This is a genomic window from Photorhabdus stackebrandtii (assembly GCF_011189495.1).
Classification (GTDB): Bacteria; Pseudomonadota; Gammaproteobacteria; order Enterobacterales; family Enterobacteriaceae; genus Photorhabdus; species Photorhabdus khanii.
This window is the reverse complement of record NZ_PUJV01000039.1, coordinates 1-24,157: the sequence shown is the minus strand read 5'-3', so window position 1 is coordinate 24,157 and position 24,157 is coordinate 1. Positions and strand designations below refer to the sequence as shown.

General features: G+C 40.7%; 31 protein-coding genes and 4 pseudogenes. 15 read left to right on the top strand and 20 right to left on the bottom strand.

Translation table 11 applies throughout. From position 1 onward, the window contains the following. Positions 1-118: 118 nt before the first annotated feature. The 7 genes and pseudogenes from C5470_RS20040 to C5470_RS20020 all read left to right on the top strand — a co-directional run. Positions 119-238, top strand: a pseudogene (locus C5470_RS20040) (transposase domain-containing protein); the annotation flags it as partial. A gap of 365 nt (positions 239-603) precedes the next feature. After that, positions 604-843 carry a hypothetical protein gene (locus C5470_RS20035; protein ID WP_131601460.1) on the top strand — a complete coding sequence of 80 codons (240 nt, stop codon included), beginning with the start codon at positions 604-606 and terminating at the stop codon, positions 841-843. 22 nt (positions 844-865) lie between these two features. After that, the gene (locus C5470_RS23850) at positions 866-1,213 is read left to right on the top strand and encodes a hypothetical protein (RefSeq protein WP_422631093.1); all 348 of its coding nucleotides are present in this window, start codon (positions 866-868) and stop codon (positions 1,211-1,213) included. Then, positions 1,189-1,554 (top strand): conjugal transfer protein TraG N-terminal domain-containing protein, encoded by a 366-nt coding sequence (locus C5470_RS23845; RefSeq protein ID WP_422631092.1) that lies wholly within the window; start codon positions 1,189-1,191, stop codon positions 1,552-1,554. The genes C5470_RS23850 and C5470_RS23845 overlap by 25 nt, the downstream gene beginning before the upstream one ends. 152 nt (positions 1,555-1,706) lie before the next feature. Next, positions 1,707-1,952, top strand: coding sequence for a hypothetical protein (locus C5470_RS23840; protein WP_422631091.1), 246 nt, complete (start codon positions 1,707-1,709; stop codon positions 1,950-1,952). 263 nt (positions 1,953-2,215) lie between these two features. Then, positions 2,216-2,638 carry a hypothetical protein gene (locus tag C5470_RS20025; protein WP_132356503.1) on the top strand — a complete coding sequence of 141 codons (423 nt, stop codon included), beginning with the start codon at positions 2,216-2,218 and terminating at the stop codon, positions 2,636-2,638. A gap of 12 nt (positions 2,639-2,650) precedes the next feature. Then, entirely contained in the window at positions 2,651-2,812 is a 162-nt protein-coding gene (locus C5470_RS20020) for a hypothetical protein (protein ID WP_166291469.1), read from the top strand. Between the two features lie 206 nt (positions 2,813-3,018). Here the strand turns inward: C5470_RS20020 and C5470_RS20015 are convergent, their stop codons facing one another. The 9 genes from C5470_RS20015 to C5470_RS19975 form a co-directional block, all read right to left on the bottom strand. Continuing rightward, a complete protein-coding gene (locus C5470_RS20015) occupies positions 3,019-3,237 on the bottom strand; it encodes a hypothetical protein (RefSeq protein ID WP_166291467.1) in 219 nt (72 codons plus the stop codon). Positions 3,238-3,581: 344 nt separating this feature from the next. Further along, a complete protein-coding gene (locus C5470_RS20010; protein ID WP_166291465.1) occupies positions 3,582-4,190 on the bottom strand; it encodes a hypothetical protein in 609 nt (202 codons plus the stop codon). Beyond that, a complete protein-coding gene (locus C5470_RS20005) occupies positions 4,165-4,764 on the bottom strand; it encodes an ATP-binding cassette domain-containing protein (RefSeq protein ID WP_166291463.1) in 600 nt (199 codons plus the stop codon). Before C5470_RS20005 ends, C5470_RS20010 begins: the two co-directional genes overlap by 26 nt. A gap of 4 nt (positions 4,765-4,768) precedes the next feature. Further along, positions 4,769-5,437: a hypothetical protein gene (locus C5470_RS20000; protein WP_166291461.1), complete on the bottom strand. Its 669-nt coding sequence runs from the start codon at positions 5,435-5,437 to the stop codon at positions 4,769-4,771. Positions 5,438-5,445: 8 nt separating this feature from the next. Next, positions 5,446-6,555 carry a YcaO-like family protein gene (locus C5470_RS19995; protein WP_166291459.1) on the bottom strand — a complete coding sequence of 370 codons (1,110 nt, stop codon included), beginning with the start codon at positions 6,553-6,555 and terminating at the stop codon, positions 5,446-5,448. After that, a complete protein-coding gene (locus tag C5470_RS19990; protein WP_166291458.1) occupies positions 6,552-7,346 on the bottom strand; it encodes a nitroreductase family protein in 795 nt (264 codons plus the stop codon). The genes C5470_RS19995 and C5470_RS19990 overlap by 4 nt, the downstream gene beginning before the upstream one ends. A 2-nt stretch (positions 7,347-7,348) precedes the next feature. After that, positions 7,349-8,104: a hypothetical protein gene (locus tag C5470_RS19985; RefSeq protein ID WP_166291456.1), complete on the bottom strand. Its 756-nt coding sequence runs from the start codon at positions 8,102-8,104 to the stop codon at positions 7,349-7,351. Between the two features lie 329 nt (positions 8,105-8,433). Further along, positions 8,434-8,601: a hypothetical protein gene (locus C5470_RS19980; RefSeq protein ID WP_166291454.1), complete on the bottom strand. Its 168-nt coding sequence runs from the start codon at positions 8,599-8,601 to the stop codon at positions 8,434-8,436. A 698-nt stretch (positions 8,602-9,299) separates the two neighbouring features. After that, positions 9,300-9,899 (bottom strand): group II intron maturase-specific domain-containing protein, encoded by a 600-nt coding sequence (locus tag C5470_RS19975; RefSeq protein WP_071992958.1) that lies wholly within the window; start codon positions 9,897-9,899, stop codon positions 9,300-9,302. Positions 9,900-10,003: 104 nt separating this feature from the next. Here C5470_RS19975 and C5470_RS19970 point away from each other — a divergent pair, with 104 nt between their 5' ends. Then, positions 10,004-10,330 (top strand): hypothetical protein, encoded by a 327-nt coding sequence (locus C5470_RS19970; protein WP_242688158.1) that lies wholly within the window; start codon positions 10,004-10,006, stop codon positions 10,328-10,330. Between the two features lie 90 nt (positions 10,331-10,420). Here C5470_RS19970 and C5470_RS19965 read toward each other — a convergent pair whose 3' ends face one another. Beyond that, positions 10,421-10,615: a 3'-5' exonuclease gene (locus tag C5470_RS19965; RefSeq protein ID WP_242688156.1), complete on the bottom strand. Its 195-nt coding sequence runs from the start codon at positions 10,613-10,615 to the stop codon at positions 10,421-10,423. Between the two features lie 76 nt (positions 10,616-10,691). Beyond that, positions 10,692-10,760, bottom strand: a pseudogene (locus tag C5470_RS23835) (regulatory protein RecX); the annotation flags it as partial. A 149-nt stretch (positions 10,761-10,909) separates the two neighbouring features. On the opposite strand from C5470_RS23835, the gene C5470_RS19955 reads away from it, so the two are divergent. The 3 genes from C5470_RS19955 (at position 10,910) to C5470_RS19945 (ending at position 13,410) form a co-directional block, all read left to right on the top strand. Then, positions 10,910-11,398 (top strand): hypothetical protein, encoded by a 489-nt coding sequence (locus C5470_RS19955; protein ID WP_166291452.1) that lies wholly within the window; start codon positions 10,910-10,912, stop codon positions 11,396-11,398. A 568-nt stretch (positions 11,399-11,966) separates the two neighbouring features. Continuing rightward, the gene (locus C5470_RS19950) at positions 11,967-12,392 is read left to right on the top strand and encodes a hypothetical protein (protein ID WP_036845038.1); all 426 of its coding nucleotides are present in this window, start codon (positions 11,967-11,969) and stop codon (positions 12,390-12,392) included. A 109-nt stretch (positions 12,393-12,501) separates the two neighbouring features. Continuing rightward, entirely contained in the window at positions 12,502-13,410 is a 909-nt protein-coding gene (locus tag C5470_RS19945) for a hypothetical protein (RefSeq protein ID WP_036845040.1), read from the top strand. Between the two features lie 188 nt (positions 13,411-13,598). On the opposite strand, the gene C5470_RS19940 is transcribed toward C5470_RS19945, so the two are convergent. Both C5470_RS19940 and dinQ read right to left on the bottom strand, forming a co-directional pair. Then, complete coding sequence (locus C5470_RS19940; protein WP_166291450.1) at positions 13,599-13,919, bottom strand: hypothetical protein; 321 nt, start codon at positions 13,917-13,919, stop codon at positions 13,599-13,601. A gap of 93 nt (positions 13,920-14,012) precedes the next feature. After that, positions 14,013-14,069 (bottom strand): damage-inducible type I toxin DinQ, encoded by a 57-nt coding sequence (gene dinQ, locus C5470_RS23830; protein ID WP_390894165.1) that lies wholly within the window; start codon positions 14,067-14,069, stop codon positions 14,013-14,015. A 484-nt stretch (positions 14,070-14,553) separates the two neighbouring features. Between dinQ and C5470_RS19935 the strand changes: the two are divergent. Further along, positions 14,554-14,676 (top strand): annotated as a pseudogene (locus tag C5470_RS19935) (type II toxin-antitoxin system prevent-host-death family antitoxin); the annotation flags it as partial. 36 nt (positions 14,677-14,712) lie between these two features. On the opposite strand, the gene C5470_RS19930 reads toward C5470_RS19935, so the two are convergent. Together C5470_RS19930 and C5470_RS19925 are read right to left on the bottom strand one after the other, a co-directional pair. Continuing rightward, the gene (locus C5470_RS19930; protein WP_166291449.1) at positions 14,713-17,634 is read right to left on the bottom strand and encodes a Tn3 family transposase; all 2,922 of its coding nucleotides are present in this window, start codon (positions 17,632-17,634) and stop codon (positions 14,713-14,715) included. Next, entirely contained in the window at positions 17,631-18,206 is a 576-nt protein-coding gene (locus tag C5470_RS19925) for a recombinase family protein (protein ID WP_036847139.1), read from the bottom strand. The genes C5470_RS19930 and C5470_RS19925 overlap by 4 nt, the downstream gene beginning before the upstream one ends. A gap of 241 nt (positions 18,207-18,447) precedes the next feature. Here C5470_RS19925 and C5470_RS19920 point away from each other — a divergent pair, with 241 nt between their 5' ends. Together C5470_RS19920 and C5470_RS19915 are read left to right on the top strand one after the other, a co-directional pair. Further along, positions 18,448-18,726, top strand: coding sequence for a type II toxin-antitoxin system TacA family antitoxin (locus C5470_RS19920; protein WP_036847138.1), 279 nt, complete (start codon positions 18,448-18,450; stop codon positions 18,724-18,726). Beyond that, a complete protein-coding gene (locus tag C5470_RS19915) occupies positions 18,723-19,247 on the top strand; it encodes a GNAT family N-acetyltransferase (RefSeq protein ID WP_070974661.1) in 525 nt (174 codons plus the stop codon). Before C5470_RS19920 ends, C5470_RS19915 begins: the two co-directional genes overlap by 4 nt. A 74-nt stretch (positions 19,248-19,321) precedes the next feature. On the opposite strand, the pseudogene C5470_RS19910 reads toward C5470_RS19915, so the two are convergent. The 4 genes and pseudogenes from C5470_RS19910 to C5470_RS19895 all read right to left on the bottom strand — a co-directional run. Further along, positions 19,322-19,675 (bottom strand): annotated as a pseudogene (locus C5470_RS19910) (IS110 family transposase); the annotation flags it as partial. Between the two features lie 215 nt (positions 19,676-19,890). Further along, positions 19,891-20,757, bottom strand: coding sequence for an ETX/MTX2 family pore-forming toxin (locus C5470_RS19905; RefSeq protein ID WP_166291447.1), 867 nt, complete (start codon positions 20,755-20,757; stop codon positions 19,891-19,893). Between the two features lie 188 nt (positions 20,758-20,945). Further along, entirely contained in the window at positions 20,946-21,488 is a 543-nt protein-coding gene (locus tag C5470_RS19900) for an AidA/PixA family protein (RefSeq protein ID WP_166291445.1), read from the bottom strand. A gap of 82 nt (positions 21,489-21,570) precedes the next feature. Then, positions 21,571-22,290, bottom strand: a complete 720-nt coding sequence (locus tag C5470_RS19895) for a hypothetical protein (protein ID WP_166291444.1) — start codon at positions 22,288-22,290, stop codon at positions 21,571-21,573. 397 nt (positions 22,291-22,687) lie between these two features. Between C5470_RS19895 and C5470_RS19890 the strand changes: the two genes are divergently transcribed. After that, positions 22,688-23,266, top strand: a complete 579-nt coding sequence (locus tag C5470_RS19890; protein ID WP_166291442.1) for a plasmid pRiA4b ORF-3 family protein — start codon at positions 22,688-22,690, stop codon at positions 23,264-23,266. 36 nt (positions 23,267-23,302) lie between these two features. Here C5470_RS19890 and C5470_RS19885 read toward each other — a convergent pair whose 3' ends face one another. After that, the gene (locus tag C5470_RS19885) at positions 23,303-23,884 is read right to left on the bottom strand and encodes a plasmid pRiA4b ORF-3 family protein (RefSeq protein ID WP_166291440.1); all 582 of its coding nucleotides are present in this window, start codon (positions 23,882-23,884) and stop codon (positions 23,303-23,305) included. Between the last annotated feature and the right edge of the window lie 273 nt (positions 23,885-24,157).

Sequence of the window (24,157 nt, the reverse complement as noted above, 5' to 3'; positions counted from 1 at the left end):
TGGCAGCGGGTTTACCCGAACAACGGGCGTGGAGTTCGGCATGTAACCAGCGTGGAGCATGGTGGAATGCAGGTTCGAGCCACATGAACCAAGCGATAAAAGTGTCGCTACTCAGGAAAGCAGGCTTCCGATGGAAATGATGGTCTGGGCGATGACTGGAATGGCCTTGTTTCGCTCTCTGTCCATGAATCAGATTGTCTCTCATCTGGATATACTTCTTCCCGGCAAGCGTCCTTTTTTTCTTTTTCCAGGCAATCGGCACAATTTGCTCCGGTATAGACCCGATGCCCACGGCTTTTTTCGGACGGTCTTACAGTACTGACATGACGTAACCTGTCATTGGCCGGGCAAATATACAGGTCTTTCTCCGCATGATAAATAAACCGCGATTTTGGGTAGATTTTTCTTGGGCTCTGTCGGTCATTACCTTCAGGACAGAACAACAGGATCGCGTGTTTTTGAGTCTCAGCGATAACCTCATCATGAAAATAACCGGCATCCAGTAAGAGCGTTTTGGGATGACATCCTGATAGCTGATAGTGCTGAGCCAGTAAGTCAGCGATAACCCGTGTTTCACTGACGGGGTCGACTGTTTGGGCGACAATGATGCGAGCCTGGTTCACTAATACTGAGGGTTTGTACGCACTGGAAAATCCCTGTCCCCGTTTGAGTTTCTGGACCATCGCTTCCGGTTCTGTTGGGTTGATACGTAACTGGCTGGCGTCTTTACCGCTTTTTTCACGATTTTCTTGTCGGATTTGTAAGAGGGCGGCAGACTGTTCCAGTCGCCTGATTTTATCTTCTTTTTGGGGATTGGCGGGGGCGGTAGTTAAGGGGGTATGAATTAAGGTCTTTTTTCTCGCAAATGCGACGGGGGAGTTTTACCCTGCCGTTGGTGGTCAAAGTGATTGCGATCTGGCTGAAAGTCAGAATGTATGACAAAGAAAAAGGGCCTGGCGGATTACAGTCGCTGACCCGGATTGAAAATACGCTCTATAGCGCTTTTTTCGTCATGGTTTTCTGCTGTGCTCCGCTGATGAATGTCAGCCTTAGCACCCGCCTGCACGATGCGTCCCGTGCTAAAAGCTGCGGTACCTGGACACCCGGCGTGCCAGAGAAAAGCGGTTATGCACCAGTGATGTCCAGTCTGAACAATCAGACGGCGGAGGTTTCCGTCTGGTGGGCGGTGTGCACCGATTATCTCAAGGGCTGACACAAGCAGCGGTGGCATCCATTCCCTGCCAGCCGGATTTGCGGCAACTGCGTGTTGAGGTACAGCACACCCGTATCAGCAATCCGGCACTGGCAGCTGAGTTACAGGATTTCACCCATGATTGTTATGCCTTGGCACTTTACCAATGGAAGCAACGTGATCGTCGAGGGCAAGCTACTGATCCTGCTGTTCTGTTAGCCGGCGATTACCATACGCTGCAATCACGCCCCCCAGAATGGCGTTTCTGTGGAACTAAATGCGTGACAATGGTCGGCCGAAGACCGGGCAAGGTGGATATCCCAGCTGCAAAGTCTGGTGGTCAATGGCGAAAACGGGACTGAGAACCCGGGTGCTGGCATAGGCCGATTCAGGTTTGTGGCTGCGCTTATCGGCAGCACTGAAAATGACGGAAAAAAATACGCGCGAGTATAAAGAAGCGGTGATCCACTGTCTGGTCAGCCCGGTGAACCTGACGGTTTCTTAGGAGAGGCAGGTGTATGCCGGGTATGGTGGCAATGAGGATCCTACTCTGTTGGATGGCTCCCCCCGGATAGGTGCATCCGTAGGTGCACTGTTGGGGGGCTTGCTAGCTTACCCAATGTTTGATGCCGTGCGACAGGCACTGCCGATGATGCAGGCGGTGATTCTGAATATCCATTTTCTGTGTTTTTATATTTCATATTGGAATTGCATTAACTCAATATATATGATGTATATCACAAAGAAGCAAATGGCTTAATGTCATTTAATTCAAGGTGATTTACACTGAAAGCGCTATACTTATCATGTCTATTTACATTAACTCTTTTGTATCTGGTAGTAGACGATTTATAGAAGCCTCAATGGTCGAACCCATTGAGGCTTCGCCATTTATGATAATGAAAATAAATAGAATTGGACCCGATTTACCTATTAAGTTTAGCTATTCCGCTATTGAATTAATAGTGAAAACGGTTAGATTGTAAAACCTTTAATATATTCTAAAATGGTTCAGGGAAAGTGATGGTCGATACCGATAAAAATGATAAGAGAAAGAAAAGTCAAAAACAATCCAGTCATTTTATTCCTTACAAAACGACATATGATTTACGTTTAAATAAAAGAGAGTCCAAATTAATCAACATACTGATGCAGGTCCAGGGCTATGAATATGGCTTTTTTACGGTGTTAGGAGTCCGCCCTTTATCGCAACGGGGTGACCATAAAAACAGTGCTATCTATGTCGTGCGATGCCGATGTGGTAAATATGCTGTCAGGACACTCAAGGCGATCAAAAATCCGGCTAATGTTACTGACATGTGTGAGCATTGTCTTCACCTGTACAACCTGAGGCGCAGAAAAATCTTTCACACTGAAGGAAAAGATGTCGATTTGTCAGAATTAACCGGCATTAAATATAAAAATCCTTTAGAAATTAAAGAATAAAGGAATAGTATTGTGCTTCAGTATTCGATCCCAGGAGTGCGTGAAAGCCGCTGGTTAGATATCATAGCACTGACATTGCCCCGTCTGAGACACACGCGCTACCATCTGAATGTGATTACCAGTGATCTGATCGCCTGTTCTGTGGGGCACTTATGCAGCAACAGCTTCTGTTAAATAGCGATCCGTTTCTTCACATGATTTTATTCCCGGGTATCAATTTTCAAATCGGGTTTTTAAATCATCATTCATGCAATTTCCCCTTTCTTCCCTTTTGTTGTCTGACAGGCCAGTTGCAGCAGTTCGGCCTGTAGGCTCCAGGTTTCTTCCTGCGAATCTTTCAGCGCCGATCGAACCTTTTATTGCTGGCAGAATAGGAGGCATCAGCTGCTCACCAGGTTTTTTTCTGCTGGCATTTTTTCAGCATCGCGATCGACTACTTTCACGTTGCACTTGCCACAAATCATGTTCAGTGAGGGTTTCCCCATAAACGAATCGCCGCACTTTGGACACTCCCACTTATGCCGTGTTTTGGCCTTAGCTGATACTGCAATAGCGAGATTATTGGTTTCTGGTGCGCGAACTGGCGCAACCAGAGCCATTGAAAGCAAGCTTTCCGTGACTTCACTTTCTGTTTCGCTTGCGTCTTGAGTAATAAAATATAATCATTTGATCGCTAACCTGGTGATTTTTCACTACGCATCACATCAATCGTTTTGGTTTATCAGAAGTGAAAGAACGCCATCCACTTCCTGCAAACTGGAGAGCATAAAAAAGTGTATGATAGACCGGGTAACTCATTCAAGCTCTCTGATAAGCACGTTTAGATGCTCATTTTATCGCTCAATGAATAAAGTACCCCAAGGTTTTTTATGCTCTCCTATTTTAAATAATCAGAGGCCACTGGTAACTTACAGTAATTGTTTTCATTGGCATAATATAAAATTTAATAATTTGAATAGTCAATAAAAATTAGGGAATTGTCGTTGTGAGATAAAAGAGTTTTATCCTGACAAATTAAATTATACTCATTGCAGATTTCATTGAATAATATAACCGATGATGTATTCCTTCTTTCAATAAGAAGACATAACCCATTATTATAATATCGAATGGGAGTACAGAATCCGTCTCCTTCAAATAATTTTACTGTTTCATAGTCGAAAAAATTGAATCGATAAATAGAGTTTTTTTCACTAATTCTGGTATAAGTAAAGCTTCCTTTAATCAGGCAATAATTTCCTAATATGTCATCTATTTCCATTAAAATATGATTATTACGTAATAAAATAAAGCTTAGACAATCTCTTCCATCAAAAATAGCTACCAAAGCCAATAAGCCTGATCGAATAGTAACCATTGTTTCTAGTTGAACACTTTTATAATATGATAGCAAAGGAGCCAGAGAAAAAACAATTCTATTTAAATAAATATTATAGAGATTATTATTTTTAATTTTAACCAGTTTATTATCAAATGTTGCAGAATATATTCTGCAAGAATTTTTTATGTTCTCAGATGTTACTATTTCAAATTTTGATAATGTTTGCTGCATATTCGATATCATCCTCAATATGAGTCGACATTAATACTGTCTTACCCTGTTCAATTTTTTTATTTACGATACATTTAAGGATTTGTCTGTTACTAACACTTAACCCAGAACTTGGTTCATCAAGCACAAATAATTCTGCATTATGGAATGAAAGTAGTAGGCTAGCCATCAATAATTTAATCTCTCCTACACTGCATTTGCTAGCTCTGGTATTTCCTAATTTTTCTAACAATTTAATAACGGCTGGATGAAAATCCTTTCCCAGCTTTGAAAAGCTTCTGTTGGTCATCAATAAAGAATAGTAATCAACGAGTTCTGTCATCGTTAAGGTATAGGGAACATAGAGTTTCTGTGGCATATAAATAATATCTTGTGTAGATATACTCTTATTAAATACACCTCCATTCAAATTATAGACACCACAAATAATATCAAAAATAATGGATTTACCCACTCCATTTTCTCCAACAAGGAAATTAATACAACCTTGTTTAATATCTATATTTATTCCCGATATTATTGTCTTGTCATCTTTTTTGTAATATCCATTTCTGATATTTATAATAGATTTCATTTTATTACCTCCCTTCATAAGATTGAATGTTCAATTTTATTGTGGCAACTAGTCCAATCAGAGAAAATATCATCAAAGGAAAGATGGAAGTGATAATCTCACCATCATTCAACATATTGACAATAAATGAATTTGTGTTATAAATTGGATTAATTATGTTGATATAAATACCAAAAATATTAAAGTTAGAAAAAGATAGCATAGTAAATAGCATTAACATCATATTACATAATGTAGAGATATCTATGCTTCTGATTTTTAATATCATTAATGCTTGGCAAACTAAAAAAACTATAGGAGATATTAATAAAACTGAAGATAAATAACCTATAGACAGGAAAATAAAATCATTCTTCAATACGATTGCAAGGTAAATAGATATACTAACAAGAATAATTATCAGATTTGAAAAATAGATAGAAATTAAATGATTAAATAAAGATCGTTTAGACTGAATAAAGGTTTTCAAAAAACCTGATTCACGTTGTCCAATAACCTGAAGTGTACCTCCATACAGATAAGAGCTGAAAACAATATATCCCAAAAATAATAATGCATTTTCCTTGGTATAAGAAAATATCATGTAAAGTATTGTAGGAAGACCTATTGTCCAAAAGAAAGTTAATGGCATTCTGATTGCTTGTAAGATTTGATAATAAGTTAGTTTAATCATATATATCTCTATGGAAATGGTATTTCAATTTTTCTTATTTTTTCTAAATTAAATTTAGCTTTACAATAAATTGGTATTTTTGAAGTGTTTACACTACTCATATGTAAAAAAAAGTCAGGGGAAAGTATTTTTGTAAAATAAAAACCATGTTTTGTCATTTTTTCATAGGAATAAAAACGCGCGCCAGATATTTTTAATGAATGATAGAAATCATCAAAAGAATATGTTTTACATAATCTTGGGTCAATATTGTTTAATTCTTTTTGGTAATTGTTAGTTATGCCCCATAGAAGCTCTGTTTCTTTGTTATTATAGGAAAGAAAATTTATTTTATAATAATCTAATCCAATATTTTTGACTCCATCTAAATTGTTATAAATAAATAGATAGCTCTGCCACATTTCATTGATGAGTTTGTTAACTAGATCATTTATAGATAGTGAACAAGCCGACGAAACTGAATATTTTACACCGATGTCTGATGTGAATATCATAATACCGGAATAACAAGATAGATTTTCAATAGTATTGATCAATAACTTTATTTTTCCTGAATATAAGAATCGAGAAAACAAATCTCTGTGATGTCGATTGCAGAGTGCCAATGTTTGTTCATTTGATAGATATCCAGAGTAACATTGTGTTTGCCAGGACAATATCATGGATTGACGTTCAATAAATTCTAAAAATGCAGATAAACGAGAATGATTGATACTTTTTCCCAAAGCTCCGCCTGAGCTATCACGAAAATGTTGAATAGTGTCTCGCGATGAATCCAAACTGACTAATGAACGGGGAATTCTTATGGTTTTATCTGAAAAAAAATTCTTAGCCGTGATATATTCAAGGCTTTCAAACTCATTATCAAAAGGAATTAATAGTTGTTCTTCTTGACTTAACTCTGCACTTGAGAAAGTTCCTTCCGAAACAATATCATTATACATAAATTCTCTTTCAAGATATTCTCCAAGGGCTGAAATTTTACTGCTGATACCTATCGAGCAAGAGCTTCCAGCCGTTTGAGAATTGTGCTCAGTAAAATAACATAGATTTCCATAATAAGATAATGTCAAGGGTATTTCTCTTGCTATAAATGGTGCATTATAATCTATTATCATTTTTTATATCCAAAATGTTGAACTAGAATTGGTTTAAATACTCTTGGATTGAGCTTTAATCCACAGAGTAACCTATGGTCATCAAATTCAGCACTTTCACAACTATAAATATTTTTATCAGAAAAAACTTCTCTTAAAATATGATGTATTGCCCCAATTTCTATCATAGAATTTCTGAATCCTCTCTCTTTATATTTAAATATAGATTTAGGTGTATTAATGACAGTAATTACCTGAAACGAAGATGATTTAAAGTAAGAATCATCACTCATTATATAACTTTTGAGCTCGCAGGAATCCATTTCTGAAATCAATACTAGTTTACCCATGTTATTATCTAAATAATAATAACCACTTTTCAAGTTTTCTGGCGCATTAAAAATACAATGTGAGTCAATTGCTATAAATATTTCGGTAGCATAAAGTCCTCCTGCTGACGAATATTCTCTTCGACCATTATAGTCTGAGGTCATCGCGTTTGAAAGACACTCAAGTAACAATTGATAATCAATTTTTTTATCCGAGAAAGAACGACAGCTAGGTGGGCGACGTATAGCCTTCTTTCTTTCAGGCATATTTAGCTCAGGTAAACTTAATCCCAAGCTGAAATCCATATTGCTAAATTCAATTTTTTTTAATAATTCAATAGGTACATTTTCATTAATCCCAAGCACTTTACCATTCCACTTTGGTAATGTTGTTGATTTATAAAAAACCTCTATGTTATGCTCTACTTCGTGAGATATATAACTAAATAAATCACAATACGTTTTATTATCAATATAAGTCATAGTTATGAACATCCACAGCTATCATTCCAGTACATTTTAGATTTATGGGTAATCAATTCTTTTATGTGAAAAATATATGACATAAAAGGAGAAATAGATTTTTGATTATTATTGTAACCAGAAATAAATCTTGTCATAATGATACTATATAAAATGCTCGATATATATTGTTTATCATTTTGCATAAGTTCTCTTGAGGAAAGTGAACCAAAATCATTCTTCATCATAAATGAAAAAAATTGTTGCCATTCATTTTTTGCTTTAACATTAGAAGTATAATCACCGATGACGTTATAAAAATGGCATTTTAGGCAAGGGGTATGATCTTTTTGAGATACTAAATGAGAAATATTCAATTGTTCATTGGTTAAAAAAGCCCCCATTAAATAATCGCTATTCTGTTCTTGATTTAGATTATCTAGATATTCATTTATATCCTGATAGAGTAGAATTGTTAGAGAATTTCCAGTGTCTGATTTGATACTTTCAGTAAGTAATTTTCCAATATTGTTATCAATGTCACTTTTAATGATAATTTCAGAAATGGAATATTTCTCATCTTGAGGTATGAGTATTTCATATGGACAATTTTTAAATTGAAAATGTCGCAATAAATTTGAATTTATAATGGAACCATTATACTTAGATACCATGGACAAATAATTTTTATGTTGCTCACTAAACTCATAACATTCTTCTCCATCATTAATAATTTTATTTTCCATGTCTACATTAAATGGCCGTACATAATAATACATATTCCCTCCTAATAGACGTACTAAGAAAGTTATCATAAACTTAATGTAACTAGTTTTTATCTTATTCTCTGTTATTAAATAAATACTCAAGTTATATAAATTTGATGGATAATTATGTCCGTGTTATTTTTAATAAAATTAACCATGACTCATTATTAGCATTAATTTAAATCTTATTAAAGTGATACTGTCAGTCCATTTTTTTAAATCAAATAAAACTTATTTATTTCTTGGTAGACAGTATCAGCTAATTATTTAGTTATAAATAGTCACTCTCTCTTAGTGGATAAAGTGAGACACTATTTTGAATAGATATTTAATTTACTGCCTTATACCAAGATAATGCCGCCACCACCACCACCGCCACTACATGACGACGAGCTCCCACCACCACCACCTCCTCCTCCTCTTGCTTTTGTATTAGTTGAATAAATTACTTTTTTCATATTAGCACCCTCTTTATTTAATAAAAATCTTACAAAGTTCCATGTTTTCATGAAATCCTATTCTTTATTAAGAATTTTCTTAACCAAAATTAACCAGATAAAAATCCAATAGAAAACTTCATAGTTATACGAATAAATTATGTTATAATTATAAATAAAGATATTTATAACATATTTTTCGTATCATAATGCCATATATGATTTATTTTATAACATGGCGAAAGCCCATCTTCACCACATGATGAAGAGCATCCTCCACAACATGATGATGAACCACCTTCACTGCATGAACAGGCCCCACCGCCAATACTATTAATAAGTCTTGATTTTGCATTAAAAGAGTATATTACTTTTTTTATATTGTTTTTCATTTTTATTATAAACAGATAAGTATAATGAAACCAAGAAGAAACATATTCATATTTATGAATAATTTCGCATATTTAAATTTTACAAGCAAGTTTATATTATGATTATTTGTATTGAATTTTGTAATTCTTATTATATTTATGGTAACTATAATCACTAATTAATTAGGAAGTATTAAAGTTTTATAAGTCATAATGAAATGGACATCTCCAAAAATAGGGTTATCGGGTCGCGCAAGGGAACTTCCCCCCTGCGCTCCCACGGAACCGGACGTGACAGTCTCCCGTCATCCGGCTCTTGTCGTTGACCGTTCACGTCGCGTACAAATTTCCCAGTGTGCAAACAGGCCGGGCTTAGCGCTTTGTATCCTTCTTAACCATTCATATTAACCATTCATATGCCTGAGCCAGGCTACCGTGTACCCGCTTATATTTGCGGGCGACCCATTTAGCAAGGTGCAGGTCTACATGACTGGCTATACAGTTCATTGCTGAACGATAAAAGCGCCCATAGTACTTAACCCAGCCCCGTAACATGGGATTGAGCCAACGGGCCATTACTTCCAGCGACAGCGGAGTTTTGTGACTCAGATCCCAGCCCCGTACTGTCTGCCGGATTGCCTTCGCAGCTCTGGCGCTCATTGCTGGCAGGAAATTCACCGACAGCTCTCCTTCTTTCGAGACCGACTTTCTTGGCCTGAACGTGTAACCCAAAAAGTCGAAGCTGATTTCAGGATATGCTTCCGTTCTTTCCCTGTCCTTGCAGTAGACAACTTCCGTCTTGCCCGGACTCATCTCCAGCTTACACCCCGCCAGACGCTTTCTGAGCCTGCCACACATCATCATTGCCTGCGCATGACTCTTGCAGTGGATGACTATATCATCAGCGTATCGCTCAAACCGGACGACGGGGAATTCCCGTTTCATCCACATATCGAATGCATAATGCAGGAACAGATTAGCAAGCAACGGACTAATCACGCCCCGAACGCAAAAGGTAATTTTATCTTCGAACGAATGATCTCATTTGATCGTTCATATTTTGTCCTTGATTCACGTCTTAAAAGGTAATATTTTTATGTCTTATGTCGAGATCAACAAATATACAAAAAGCGGAACGTCTCAATATGGCTCATGGATTGCTCGCTCACGGGCTGAGTGTGGCGGAGGCTGCCTTGTCATTGTCACGTCAGTTCGAACTATCCCGACGTCAGGCTTATCGCTACGTCGAAGAGGCAAAAAAGCTCAACAGGCCAATGCCGGCGGTCGAGCCCACGGCGGCCGTGACATTCAAGTTACCGTCAGGTCTGGTTGCTTCAGTTCGATCCCGCGCATTGGCAGAAGGCACGACAATCAGCAATCTGGTTGCCCATGCATTGCGCGTGTTCATTGGCGAAGCCAATGGCAACTGAACGGGGGGATACAACGCGCTGTGTTCAGCTTGGGGTACCGTAAGGATTCCTGCGTAAATCAGTAACACGTGTCAATAACTTAATAAATTTTCATTTTTGCAACATCGTTACAAAACGTGAAACGGTCTGTGATTTTGAACTTCCCCATGGCATAACTCTTTGAAGCGGATAAGAGATAAATATCCAGCGTTTAGCGCGTGTAATAGCTACAAAAGCGCTATTAAGTTCTTCTTCAAGTTCTTTCTTGGTATTAGCTCGATAATCTGGAAATACTCCCTCATACATACCGGGGTAATGGGAGCGAAGCTACAATATGACGACATTTGTCTTAGATGGGACTCTGAGCGACAACAAACCATGATCAGCTTAACGCCTCAAATATCATGTCCATCGAAAACCCCTTGTACTGGAGGTAGCGAATCTGTTTGTTTTTTTGTTAAGACGATAATTCGCTGTTTATATTGGAATTAAGTAGCATCCTATTTGTCGATAAAACCAGATCTCTGGGCCGGGATATTGTCTGTGACATATATTAATGCTAATGTACGCATACGTTAACATTAATTAAGGAAAATTCACATGGAAGAGTCAGCAACAGAGCAGGCCAGAGCCTTTTTTTACAGGAACGAATGCTACACGGCAGATAAGCTGGAAGCGGATTACCATGCCGAACTTGAAAAATACAGTGACGACACTTGGGAAGCACCTCAGCGTGCGGCCCGACTCGCTGCCGCAGTAAAGCGTTACAAAACTTCTGAAATGCTGCGATTCATCTTAGACACCGTCGCGCCGGAAGCCGATCCAGATTTAACCCCGCTGGTCGTGAAGCGGTTATGTAACGCGTTATTTGGCAGGACAGGGAGCCAGGCCATTATCGTTTCCGTCTTCGGTCAGAAGGGCCGCGTTCACCGCAGCGCTGACAGCGCACCCGATATCATAGAACAGGTTGCCGCCAGATATCGCCCCGCCGCACAACGTTACTGGATAACCACCCTGGCGAATATTGAGAGGGTAAAGCGAGGTTATCAGGCGAAAATCAGGACGTCCAGAAATACCGGGGCGGGATGACCCATCTAAATACTAATGCTAATGTATGCATACATTAGCATTAGTATATAAACTGAACAATTTAGGTCATCCGCTAAACGTACAATAATTTCCGATCTCCAAGCTGACCCCTTTATACGGAGAGCATAAAAAAGTCTGGGGCACTTGAGTTGTTTGGTTTAGCGGGACGGTTTGTTACGCCATTGACCCGGTGCCATGCCGATACCCAAACGGGGAGAGCATAAAAATGTGTGGGGTATTTATGTGGCAAAGCAGCTAAAGAAGCCACTTTAATGTATAAGTATTCATGGGCCGATAATGGGTAATAGTCCGGTTGAATTGCCCACTTTACCGCTAAATAACTCAAGTGCCCCAGACTTTTTTATGCTCTCCCTGTAGATTATCCGGCGACTCTGGTAAATGAACTGCCCGTTTAGTCGTTGCTTATAAATAATAAAACACATTCTTCAAAAAATGAACTTTGAAAGTAAAAAATAAAAACATAGGATAATTTCATTGTACGATTGTTTAAGTTTTCGCACAATGCAGGGCGTATTTTTTCGAGTTAAATCAATAAGTGAGGTTATATATGTCCACAGGTATTGTCACTTTCAAAAATGATTGGGGTGAAGATATTTCTTCCATTACAATTCGCCATCGTAGAAGCAATGACCCAAATAAACAAGAGCAAGAGACGCTAAATAATATCCGTTCAGGAGAAACGGCTGAGAATGTACTGAAAGTTACTTATGAAACAGGTTCAGGTTCGCCATATGATTATTGGTGGGTAAAGTTTATTACATCCAGTGGTCGGCTGTATACAATGAAAGACAATTTCTATTGTTCTATTGGTAGTAATGATAATGGTAATGTCACATTGAGAATCGATGGAGCCACTCAAGAAATGTATGTGACTTTCTCAGCTTCTAGTGGATGCGAGGTATCGATTTACCCATCAGTGCTTATCTTCGTTGATGAGCAAAAAGAAATTCACATTCCAGAAAGAATGGTGTAACAGTTTTACTGTCCTGGCCTCTCTAGTGCTTTAGGGGACTTCTGTCCCCTTGAGCTTTATTCGAAATCAACTTGTAGCTGTTCAGAGCTGAGTTTGTAAAGGAAAATATATGTTAAAGATAACCAAAAATATCTTCTTTGGAAGAAATAACCCATTCGGAATAATTCATGAGCCTCAGGCATCTAATATCCTAAAATATATCTCTAGCAATCAAGATGCCATAAATATATCTCCTAATATTCTCTTACCCGGATTTGTGGGGATTACAGTTGAGATTCTCGACCATACATCCGCGCTAAAATTTGGACTGCCTATGGTTTTTGACGTCTCTGATGGACATGCAAAAGACATATCAGCCAGCCGAAAATTGGGGCAACTTCTTCTAAATGAGGCTGAAGTAACACTTTCAAATGAATCCGAAACATTCAATTCTTGCGGACAAATGCTTAGAAATGTCTCATATAATTCCTCAGATAAAGCCCGGCGCGATTCCCAAGAAACGCATTTTAAGAGTGGTATGACACACGGAAGTACCGTCCAATATGCAACATATAATTCCGCATGGTGGAATGACCCTGCACACTTGAGAGGCAATAATTGCTACGCATACGCATGCAACGTAAGGACAGATGGTAATACTCAGAGCAGCTGGCCTCACCCCGGTTTTTGCCAAAAAAGCAAAATCCCAGAATCTAATGAAGAACTTCTAGAAGGCGTGAGAAACGATCGTATTATCCGCCTTGAAGAAGGGATGAATCCCGTAAACGGAAGCAATGAAAGCCCCGCGTGGATAGTAGGGTTGGCTGCTGGTATTCCCAATAATGAGGAAACATGGGATTATCATTGGTACAGGAAAGTATGGCATGGGAACAACTCGGATAGCTATTATTGGGGCCATAAACCTGGCGCATCAATGGCGACCTACACAGATGACGTAGAAGAGGATGCGAAAAAGCGTGGGTATGACTGGTTAGGGTATTTCGCAATTCAGAATGTTACAATTTGTGCTAGTATGTAGTACTTTGGTTATACTCGGCATAGCCGCTTGAATTCGAAAACCGTTTATTAGGGTATGCCAAAATGAGACGGCAGATCTTGTTGAACTACGAGAGCATAAAAAAGTCTGGGGTACTTGAATTATTTAGTGGTAAAATGGGCAACTCAACCGGACTATTTATCCATTATCGAGCCATGAATACTTATACGTTAAAGTGGCTTCTTTAGCTGCTTTGCCACATAAATGCCCCACACTTTTTTATGCTCTCCTAGCCGTTTTACTACCAGCGGGGTGAGATCCAGCTCGTTTTTAAACGCAATATCGAATATAAAACAGAGCATCTGAGAAGTTTTGTAGTTTTTGACAGTAGCGCTTAGACGCGCAGCGCGTTGTGGAGCTTCCCATTTATCATCACTGTATTTGGTAATTTCTTCCTGGTAACCAGACGCTAACTGCTTTATTGAGTAGCGATGATATTTGTTAAAATATCCCATAGCCTGACATACAGATTCTTTTAGATCCTCTGCCATAAAACACCTTCATTAATGAATTATCTGAACAACTAATTTATTAAAGGCCGAAGATGGTTAACCTCCGGCCTTAGCTACGTTTCCGTCACTCCATCATACGAAGAAGGTTCGGATCAGTTCCAGAAGCGCGATTAACACTTTCAGAACCATGATTGCTTTATCAATAAAAGCACCCATGCGTTTCTCCAGATTAACTGGAGGGAGACACCGTTGTTTACTCTTACACTGCCTGTCACAACGGTTTTCTCATTGTTAGATGAAGAATGACTCCATCCGGTTGGAGATACCAACTCCGCACTGGAACATAAAGAACCCGAATAACCAATCGGGTTTTTTTACGTCTGTAGTTCATCAAATTTCTTGTTCATACCGTTCAACGCGGATGCGTTGACCAACGGCTCAATGCCGTCGCCGGCGTTTCCGCGTAGTTAATATTTTCAATAAGTTAGTTATTTTTTTCGTAATAAATAAGCGTCAATATTTTTGAATCGTTTAACGGCTTACGTGTGCTGCGTGAAATCTGAAGAAACGGAAATTATCCAGTTTCATACTTTTTGATAGATTTAAATTCGACCAAATCGTTCGATTCGTTTATATTGTTTGAATCATAACATTATTCAATGAGGGGATTATTATGGATGCTCTTTCTGCCAATGAAGCCAGAACCCAGTTTGGCGACATGCTACTCAAAGCACAACGTGCCCCAATCCAAATAAATAAAAACGGAAAACCCGTCGCGGTGGTTATCTCAATGGAGGGGTAGTGACCGGGTAGCTGCGATAACCGCCAACTTTTAAGCGGCCACTTCAATGGGCAGTCTCGTATTCATATCCAGCTCAAATATCCCATAAGGATTCACATGGGAGTAGATCAACGGCGTCAATGCCCTAAAATCCTCCCGTTTCATCCGTGACAGCCAGTTTGGCTCGTTAAGTACCTGCTGGATCATTAAGGTGTTCACGTATACCAGAGAGATCTGCAATAAATGTAGTGCCAGCACCGATAGTTCTTGATCTTCCAGCCGGTTGGTTGCGACTTCACCGCCTTTGCCGTAGAAGATGAAAGAATTTGCACTGTTCCAGTTTTCGACGACATTCAGACCTTCGTGGATCTCCTGACGAAGTTCTTCGGAGCCAACATATCGACACAGAAAAATGGTTTTGATCACTTTGCCCAGTTCGGCAAGCGCCTTGTACGTGGGATGTTGGACATTGTTTCGAGTGAAGCGGCGTAGTAGGGCTTCTGGATCGGCGGTACCCTGCTTGAGCGCGGTCGCATATTTGATCATCTCGTCGTATTGCTGGATGATCAGTTCCCAGTTGATGGGACGTGTCAGTATTGGCTCAAGGTTTGGGTAATCACTGGGTTTATCATCGCCGGGCCGATAGAGTTTTTGGCTGGCAATGGCCTTGAGGCGTGGCAACAAATCGAATCCCAGCAAGTGAGAGAAGGCAAAGGCGACCTCACTTTGGCCATGACTATCGACATACTGCCGGTCAATCTCCATGTCCGTGCAGTGACGTAAAACGCCCTCGATCATGGCGGCCACTTCCGAAGAAGAACAACGCTTGAGCTGGGAGTAGATGCAGGTTGATTTCTTTTCCACATGCCAGTAAATCATGACGCCACGGCCACCGTAACGAATGTGCCATTCGGTCATCAAGTTTTGATCCCAGGAGCCAAACTTCTTGGAGTCCGAGGCACAGGATGTTGTGCCTTCGCCCCATATCGAGGGATTGCGGGCAGTAAAAATCGCGTTGGCAACCTGGCCAATGGCGTTGCGCAATGCGGCTTTGTGAATAAAGCGGCGACGCACATTAAGCAGTTCTTTGTAGCTGATCCCATGACGGCTGCCACTGACCCGTTTTAATCCGGTGTTGGTGCCCATACCATAGAGGCAGAGCAATATCCGCTGCTGTAAACTTTGACGGTCGAGGTTTTCCCTGTCGGCCACGGTCTTGAAATGGTCGCTGAACCCGATCCGCAAATCGGCTTCCTTCAGGACATCGAGCAGGCTGGTCATGGGCCATCGACCGGTAATCTCGCGTTTCAGGTAGGCCAGATTCATAGGCTCCTGTTGCGGGGTGAGCGGCGTAATGGATATCCGGTTTTTACCCTGGGATAAGATCCGAACCTTGCGATTTTTCGGCATCTCCCGGTCAAGGATTTCCAGTGCTGTCCCCATTTCGCTACGCAGTTGCTCAACAAAGGCGGTTGCGTCGGTAGTCTGGCCGAGGTCCTGGTAATAGTTTTCGCGGTTAGTATCGAAGTCCAGCGGGAGATCGTCATCAGGGTTACGGTAACGGTCGGCATCCACCACCCAGATTTCCTTGCAGCGCAAGCGCTTCCGCAACGCCTGCAAGACGCAGATTTCGTAGTTGATCCGGTTGATGCGCTTTTCGCCCTGGTTGTCCTCAATGACAATATCGCGCCATTTGGGCTGGATAACCCCGTCCACCGGAATTGTGTCATCGAGCTTGATATACCGCTGGTTGCTGGCCTGATTTTGTTTCAGCCAATCCAGGGCATCCAGAACCGGGCGATGCTGGGTGTTGTTGGAGCAGAAGGTCAGCGCCGCCAGAATCCTGGGTAACATGCGCCGGTAATGATTGCTGTAGGATGAACGGAGGATCTTATGCACCTGCTGCTGATAAGCGGGCCCAGATGACTTGTACTCTTTCAGCAGGCTTTTCAGCGTATCTTCCCCGGCAACGGGATATACCACTTCTTTCACCAGACCGTTGGGATTATCCAGTACCGCTTCCGCTATGCGAAATAGCAGCGCTGTTTTGCCGTGTACTTTCTGAAAATCACTGAGCAATGTTTTGACCAGTTTGCGCTCGGCGCGAGCTGAGAGGCGGTGGACGATCTGAATAAACAGCTCAATCAAGTCGTCGATGATTTCCCGTTGCCGCCAATACAGGAAGATTGCGTAAAGTCCGTAGCGGATGGTTTCAGGGTGCTGCTTCACCTCCCAGGCGCTCTCGCTGTTGACGCGCTGCCGGTAGCGTTGCAGCACTTTGGCATTGAAAGAGGCGAAGGTATCGATAGGCAAGTGCAGTGATCGAATAAAGGAAAGCTTTTCGACTTCCTTCAACACACTATCCAGCCCTACGTGCCCCGGATCAGCTTTGATATCGCCGAAATTCACCGTGTCTTCAACGCCATCCAGGGATTGCTCCATTAGCATCTTGCTTGCTGGTGACAGGCAACCAGCGAAGTGCTCATACAGCTTGAGTTCAAACTGCTGATAGGCCGAGCGCACCAAGCGATCAAGCTCTTTGCCTGCCGGACATTCCACCTGGTGTTTCTGGAACCACTCGAAAGCGGATTCAGTGGCATCGGCAATATCCGCTCCATGCGGATAGAGGCTGTCGATCAGCCAGTCTGAAAAAGCAGTCTTGTCAGCGGCAGACACGCGCCGGATACCCAAGAATTCGAGAATTTCTCGCCGGTGTCGCGTACCGGAGCGTCCCAGCCAGTCGTACTCATGGGTCTGATCCACGGTGATTTCCAACTGGTCAGCCAGGTAATGCAGGGGCGTTTCCGGGATGTCGTTGGTTGAGAAAGGGAAACGTCCGGTGTTCTGGTAATACTTGAGTTGCGCAACAAACGCCAGGTGGTTCCTGGCCGGTTTGGTCTTGAGCAACTGGGTTTCCTCGAACTTTAAACTCCAATGCTCTGCAAGTTCATCGACATCCCAAATTCGTTTCATTGGCCATCATTCTCGTTATTATCGGACTTTAAATAGCGGTAAAAGGTGGAGCGGGAAATATCCAGCGTCTTGCAAATATCGCCTATTGAGTAACTTGGATCGGCGTGCATCTGCTTAAGCAACTTAATGTTTTTTGGCTGATCCAATGACTTGGGACGACCACCTTTCTTGCCTCGGGCGCGTGCCGCTTCCAATCCGGCGTTTGTCCGTTCCCGGATCAGATCACGCTCAAATTCAGCCAAGGCACTGAAAATATGAAACACCAGTTTGCCGCCGCTGGTTTGCGTGTCGATGGCTTCCTGGAGGCTGCGAAAGCCAATACCTTTTTCTTTGAGGTCGTTAATGGACTCGATCAGGTGCTGGATGGATCGGCCCAGGCGATCCAATTTCCAGACCACCAAGGCATCACCTTCCCGCAAAACCATTTCGGCATCTTTGAGACCGGGTCGCGCTGTCTTGGCACCGTTGGCGATATCCGTGAAGATTTTGTCGCAGCCAGCTTCTTTCAACGCCTTAATTTGCAGATCCAGGTTTTGAGACGGGGTTGAGACGCGAGCATAGCCAACTAGCACAAAAATTGCTCCTGAAAATGTGTCATAATCCGTTCGGAGAGATAAATATTGACATTTTGTTTTTGAGATGAGTATTGAAACACAAAAACACTTGGTTTCACAGAAAAATTAGCGGCGGTCGCAACTGTGCAAAAAACGTTCGTATTTGACATTATTAATGTACGCCTTCATTGTGTACACTTTGCTAACAGGCACACTTTGATGTACAATTTTAGTGTGTACAAATTAGGAGAGCTTAACCATGCCTCAAATCCCTGTAGAAACTAATGACCGTATGTCGCTACGTATAGCTTCAGACGAAAAGTCGCTGTTAATGCGTGCAGCTGTTTTACAGCACACCAACTTGACTGAGTTTGTGCTCCGCAATGTGATGTCAGTAGCACGGAAGATTATCGACGAGAATGAGCGACTGGCGCTGACCGAAAGAGACAGTCTGCATGTTCTGGATCTGTTAGATAATCCGCCAGCCCCCAATGATAAATTAATGGCCGCAGCATTTGCCATGCCGAAACAATCATGAAACAACCAATCTGGCACGAAGAACCCATTGGCAAACATCATGATCGCGGTGCTTTCGATTGTGGAGATGGGGCATTGAATCAATTTCTATATCGACACGCCCGGCAGAGCCATGAAAAAGGTGGGGCAAAAACCTACCTTGCTATTAGCGAGCACAATGAAAAGATATTGGGTTACTACAGCCTAAGTCCCGCCTCCATTGCCTATGAACGAGCACCGGAGGTGATTAAGCGCGGCCTGGCTCGACATGATGTGCCGGTATTTCGGCTTGGCCGTCTGGCTGTAGATCTTTCAGTACAGAGTCAAGGACTCGGTGGTCAGTTATTGCTTGCAGCTGGGCGGCGTTGCTTGTTGGTGGCTGCTCAGGCAGGCGGCGTAGCATTGTTGATTGATGCCAAGAATGAACGTGTTGCCGAATGGTATGCCAGCTATGGTGCTGTTCCGCTATTGGATGCCCGTCTATCTTTACTGTTACCATTCAAAACAATACATGCCGCGCTGACTACTGCGGGGAAACTGTAACCTATGATTGGTATCAACCACCAAATGATACCCTTAAAGTTGGCGGCTATCGCAGCTACCCGGTCACTACCCCTAGCCTGCTGAGATTCTGTTCTGGGTTGAACGAATCGCATCGATGGCCGTGATGCAGCCTCACAGATAGCTTCGGCATCAACGAAATCATTTTTGTTGGTTTTAACGAACGGGCGGACAAACTGCGGTGATATCAACTTTGGTGAATGTCCCAGCTCGGCCAACCTGCGTGCCATAAAGTGAGAACCACCACAAGCTTCCATTGCAATGGTTGTTGCAGGGCATGTTGCCAGAAATTCAATGAGCTTTGACCTGCTAAACTTTTTACGATAAATCGCTTTCCCGTGACGATCCTGACAATGAATATGGAAAGAGTTTTTACCCAGATCGATACCAATAAGCGCAATATTTTCCATGATGGTTCTCCTGTTTAAACCTGCTATCAGCATACTACCGCGAAGGAGGGAGTGACCATCTCATTAAATATCCCACGTTAAGACCATTTTTTAAACTATGGTCTCCCAATAGAGGAGGTTTGGATAAGTAGATCTGCCCAGTCACCCCAACTCCCCTATAGAAAAAAGCTTCGCGTAGGAAAATTTCCGTTTTCCAAGTGGACCCGTAGTACCGATTACTTAAATGTATGACGATGCAACACCTCACCAGACTCCTGGTCATTAATTGTTTGATCGATTTCATCACCAATAACAAGATTGAACTCCGTTCTATCTTCTTCTATATACACATTTTTATTATTGTCTATATGAATAATAGGAAAAAGTTCATATGTTGGTATGATATAATAATCTTCATCACCATGTTTATTTTCTTTGTATTCAATGAATAGATTTGCTGTTGATAATCCGTTTTTTTTTCCGTAAATCAAACTAAATATATCATCAGGTGTTTTTTTATCATAAAAAAATTCCAGATGGGTGGCGTTATCACCATCCCAGTAGTTTACCCCAACCTTTTCAATATTGTCTGGGTCTATGTTTTCTATGCGCTTTCTATGACAAGCCATTCCAGAAAAAAGAGTTTTCTTTAAAGTAAAAATAACTTCAATTTTTTGTTTAGCCCCAACATTCTGTGAACCACCCCCATACGTTATAGCTGATTCATTTGAATCTAATGTCGTTTGTGCGCTACTGATTTTTTGATTGGTCATTAGTTCGACCGCTGCCGTGACTGAAGCTTCAGAGAGCAATGGCACTCCTAATTTACCCGAAGTTTCAATAGAGATTTTTTGTCCAAAAGTGAACTCTTTTCCATCGGTCGTGGAAACGGTCCTGATTTTTTTATGATTCTTTTGGGGAACTGTCATGTCTCTAGCTACATTAGTATTATTTTCTAGTACATATCTTTTTATTTCATCTGACGTATGTTCAGTGTTTTTTTGTTTTAAATCAATGATATGTGTGACTGGTGCGGATAACCTACCGATAGGTGTCAACACATATTCTTTAAAATTATTTAAATTCAATTTCTTCAATGTCATATTTTCATCTCCGGTTATGTCAAATGGTTTACTTTTTAATGTTGTCTATAGTCAGGTGAAAGTAAAACCGGGTGAACCGCCACACAGGCGTGTGGCGGTTGCGTCATCTACTCTCCTTAGAAACCTGAGTTGTCGAACTATTTCATCCGGTTCTCACCAGACACATGCCCCACACATTTTATGCTCTCCTATTTAGACCCAATCTTTATTTTATGGCTCCAATCAAAGTATCCAAGAATTTGATTGTCAGTACCTTCTGTCTTGCATACAGCAAACGTGGCTACTAATTCTTGAACCTGTTTATTATCATTCTTAATAGTAGTATGCCAATAATTTTCTTTCATACTTATGTAATTTAGAGTTGGTTCTAGAGTTGGTTCTGTTGATGTAGGGTTTTTAATTATTGGTAAATTAAATTCACTCAGATATTGTTTAATAGGAGAATGAATAACTTTAATATTATCATTGATAATCTTAAATTTTGTCAATATGACAGAATGATTTGATTTATAATCTGACAATGAAATCACACGCCATTGAATACTATTACCTTTATTAGCATTTGGGATATCTAAAATATCTACTCCTTTAAAGAAGGACATAGCCTTGCTATTATCTAGAACAACTCCGTTAATATATTTTTTATCTATCTGTTTAATATGATTAAAGTCTTCATATGATACATTTTCAACAATACAATCTAAATCGAGAGTAATTAGTATACTAATCATAGAATTTATAATCTCCTAATTAATTAGCCTTATTATAAAATGCCATATTATCCAAACAGGCCTTAATACGACAGAACACTTACTATGGTGTACTAATCTTGACGTTTGATGTAACTAAATAATAGCCTACAAGCTTAAAGCCTACGTTGTGTTTTTCGTTTAATGCATCCATTTCTATCTCAGGATCGGTGATGACATGACGAGGATTATAATTACGTTCCTTATGGGTAAGGTTAGTTACCTCTTCTTTAAAAAATTTATGTGCCCAACAGATATAATTAGAAATAGAATTAGGATCAGAATTAGGATTAAAATTAGAATTATGAAAACAAGGATCTTTTGAGTATACCTCTCTAAAAAAATGATATCCAAAGTACCTATCTGTGCTTCTGTTGTTGCCAGTCAATCCAGCAAACAAAGCTACTCTCCACATCGGTTGCGTTGATGTACCTTGTATAGCAAGACCACTATTAATTTCAACAAGGCCATCATGCGCTATACCCTCCTTAAGCTCCTCTAGGCTACTAACTTTCTTATCAAGACGATTAGGCTTATTAGCATACACCCTGTAGCCGGGATCTGGCACGTCAACATCATTAGCATCCACACAGATGTTGCATGCATAGGCATAGCAGTTATTTTTAAATAATACTTCTTTGTCATTATTCCAAAATTTAGGATTATATTTTCCAACCTGATAGGTGGACTTGTTATTACCAGACCCAATTTTACTATCAGTTATGTCATTAGTGTTATGGTCAGTGTCGCGTTTTGCATCCAAGGCTGAATATTCTTTCATCATAGTCACCATTTATTTTGAATAAAATCATGTTCAATTAAAATAAATATCAGGTTAGCCTCTTTGCGGATAAACCTCTAAGAGTTGTATTTCCTGCTCCATGGGGCTAAATACGCAAACAAAAATAGCAATAGATATATACAAATTTAACTTCAAAGATGTAGGTTTGTCATGATTGTTTATTCTATAAAATTAGTATAATAGAAATTTTTAATCATGCATCTTCAAGTTTGTGGAGTATATATTTAAATAGTAAGCTAATTATACCAAAATAGGGGTAGCTGGTCACTACCCTAATCAGTGCGGCCGGTTACTCAGGAGAGCATAAAAAACCTTGGGGCACTCCGTTAAGCTGGTGATATGATGAACGAATTGGCAGGTTTTTAGCAGGCAGCTCACCATGAAAGCCTATATCGTTAAAGTGGCGCTTCGCGGTGTCAGCCCTATGGTCTGGCGGCGATTCAGGCTATCAAGTGCAACGTCTTTAGCGGCTTTTCACGATATCATTCAGATTGCTCAAGGATGGCATGACGACCACCTTCACCAATTCCATATTTATGGCAAAGATTACGGTATTTCTTATTCTGGCGGTATGGCGTTTTCGGATAATCCTTACAAAACTACGCTTGATACTTTTGAATTTGATACCGGTGATCGTTTCACTTATGAATACAACTTTTTCGAGAACTGGCTCCACGACATCCGTATTGAAACTATTATCGATAATTCTCGCCTGAAATCACCTTCTTGTCTGGCCGGAAATAGAATGCCCGGAGCAATCTTGGCTGATGAATGTGGGAAAACACTGGCGTTACTGAAAGCTATCATTCATGTCGATGAAACGGCCACGGTAAGGGATATTCGTCCATTGATTGATGCGCTGGATGCCGTCAGATTTAACCGCCCAAAGGTTAATCGCCAATTGCGTCAACTCGATATTGATTCGCCTGAACTGGAGCCTGTTGTGGTATGGCTATAGCGGATAGGTGTGATTGTTATCCATAAAGGTATACTTTCATAGAATCCAGTCTAAGCCTTGCGAGTAGTTTGGTGTATAAAAATCATAATCCTTTAATAACCGGTTGAGTCGATGGCGATTAAATTTGACGCGATTGAACTCGTCGAGGAATTCTTGGATGTCGCCAAACGTTGTGCTGTCATCACTTTCGACAATGGCTTCCAATAGCTTCAATGTCGCTTCGGTTTCATCATATTGAGTGACATCAGGCATACCTTGCCCACTGAGACAGAATGGCGTGCTTTTATTTGAGTCAGGTTCAATCGCTTCGATGCGGATATCCAGTAACCCATGCCGATAGAAATTATACTCATAAGTGAATTTATCACGGTTTTCGAAATGAAAAGACGCAAGTGAAACAGCCCAGGGATCATTATAAAAACTGAGACCCCCTTCATAGCTGATACCATAGTCTTTACCGTAGATATGAAAGGTATGGAGATAGTCATTATCCCAACCAAAAGCAAATTGCAGTAAAAAATGAAAAGCGCCTAGTGACATATCACTCTGAATGCGAAAACGTCGCCAGATCATAGGGCTGACATCTCGAATGGCGGTTTTTACTGTATATACAGGCATAATTTCCCTTTCACCATGATGATAAAGCGAACAATCATACTTATCAGGGAATCTGAGCGAGTAGAACTATTGGTTATCTGTAAGGGCTCGCAATCGAAATCCCTCCGACTCGCAATCAGCGCAGATTTCGGCTCACATTAACTGCAAATTTGCGACACGAAGTTGTTTGTTGAAGTTGTTCCCACGGCAATGACGGAGGGAACCGCCCGTATCACCGGGTGAATCTAGGGGTCTGAATAAAGAGCGACCTTGACAATGAAACGAAACGCCACA

Excerpts from the sequence above, each read along its gene's own strand:
- C5470_RS20005 (WP_166291463.1), bottom strand. The coding sequence starts at position 4,764 with ATGAAATCTATTATAAATATCAGAAATGGATATTACAAAAAAGATGAC.
- C5470_RS19955 (WP_166291452.1), top strand. The coding sequence starts at position 10,910 with ATGGAAGAGTCAGCAACAGAGCAGGCCAGAGCCTTTTTTTACAGGAAC.
- C5470_RS20015 (WP_166291467.1), bottom strand. The coding sequence starts at position 3,237 with ATGGCTCTGGTTGCGCCAGTTCGCGCACCAGAAACCAATAATCTCGCT.
- C5470_RS20010 (WP_166291465.1), bottom strand. The coding sequence starts at position 4,190 with ATGCAGCAAACATTATCAAAATTTGAAATAGTAACATCTGAGAACATA.
- C5470_RS19990 (WP_166291458.1), bottom strand. The coding sequence starts at position 7,346 with ATGACTTATATTGATAATAAAACGTATTGTGATTTATTTAGTTATATA.
- C5470_RS19950 (WP_036845038.1), top strand. The coding sequence starts at position 11,967 with ATGTCCACAGGTATTGTCACTTTCAAAAATGATTGGGGTGAAGATATT.
- C5470_RS20025 (WP_132356503.1), top strand. The coding sequence starts at position 2,216 with ATGGTCGATACCGATAAAAATGATAAGAGAAAGAAAAGTCAAAAACAA.
- C5470_RS19985 (WP_166291456.1), bottom strand. The coding sequence starts at position 8,104 with ATGTATTATTATGTACGGCCATTTAATGTAGACATGGAAAATAAAATT.
- C5470_RS23850 (WP_422631093.1), top strand. The coding sequence starts at position 866 with ATGCGACGGGGGAGTTTTACCCTGCCGTTGGTGGTCAAAGTGATTGCG.
- C5470_RS20000 (WP_166291461.1), bottom strand. The coding sequence starts at position 5,437 with ATGATTAAACTAACTTATTATCAAATCTTACAAGCAATCAGAATGCCA.
- C5470_RS19965 (WP_242688156.1), bottom strand. The coding sequence starts at position 10,615 with ATGTATGAGGGAGTATTTCCAGATTATCGAGCTAATACCAAGAAAGAA.
- C5470_RS19900 (WP_166291445.1), bottom strand. The coding sequence starts at position 21,488 with ATGATTAGTATACTAATTACTCTCGATTTAGATTGTATTGTTGAAAAT.
- C5470_RS19995 (WP_166291459.1), bottom strand. The coding sequence starts at position 6,555 with ATGATAATAGATTATAATGCACCATTTATAGCAAGAGAAATACCCTTG.
- C5470_RS19915 (WP_070974661.1), top strand. The coding sequence starts at position 18,723 with ATGAAACAACCAATCTGGCACGAAGAACCCATTGGCAAACATCATGAT.
- C5470_RS19885 (WP_166291440.1), bottom strand. The coding sequence starts at position 23,884 with ATGCCTGTATATACAGTAAAAACCGCCATTCGAGATGTCAGCCCTATG.
- C5470_RS19980 (WP_166291454.1), bottom strand. The coding sequence starts at position 8,601 with ATGAAAACATGGAACTTTGTAAGATTTTTATTAAATAAAGAGGGTGCT.
- C5470_RS19890 (WP_166291442.1), top strand. The coding sequence starts at position 22,688 with ATGAAAGCCTATATCGTTAAAGTGGCGCTTCGCGGTGTCAGCCCTATG.
- C5470_RS20035 (WP_131601460.1), top strand. The coding sequence starts at position 604 with ATGATGCGAGCCTGGTTCACTAATACTGAGGGTTTGTACGCACTGGAA.
- C5470_RS19920 (WP_036847138.1), top strand. The coding sequence starts at position 18,448 with ATGCCTCAAATCCCTGTAGAAACTAATGACCGTATGTCGCTACGTATA.
- C5470_RS19945 (WP_036845040.1), top strand. The coding sequence starts at position 12,502 with ATGTTAAAGATAACCAAAAATATCTTCTTTGGAAGAAATAACCCATTC.
- C5470_RS19895 (WP_166291444.1), bottom strand. The coding sequence starts at position 22,290 with ATGATGAAAGAATATTCAGCCTTGGATGCAAAACGCGACACTGACCAT.
- C5470_RS19940 (WP_166291450.1), bottom strand. The coding sequence starts at position 13,919 with ATGGCAGAGGATCTAAAAGAATCTGTATGTCAGGCTATGGGATATTTT.
- C5470_RS19970 (WP_242688158.1), top strand. The coding sequence starts at position 10,004 with ATGTCGAGATCAACAAATATACAAAAAGCGGAACGTCTCAATATGGCT.
- C5470_RS19930 (WP_166291449.1), bottom strand. The coding sequence starts at position 17,634 with ATGAAACGAATTTGGGATGTCGATGAACTTGCAGAGCATTGGAGTTTA.
- C5470_RS19905 (WP_166291447.1), bottom strand. The coding sequence starts at position 20,757 with ATGACATTGAAGAAATTGAATTTAAATAATTTTAAAGAATATGTGTTG.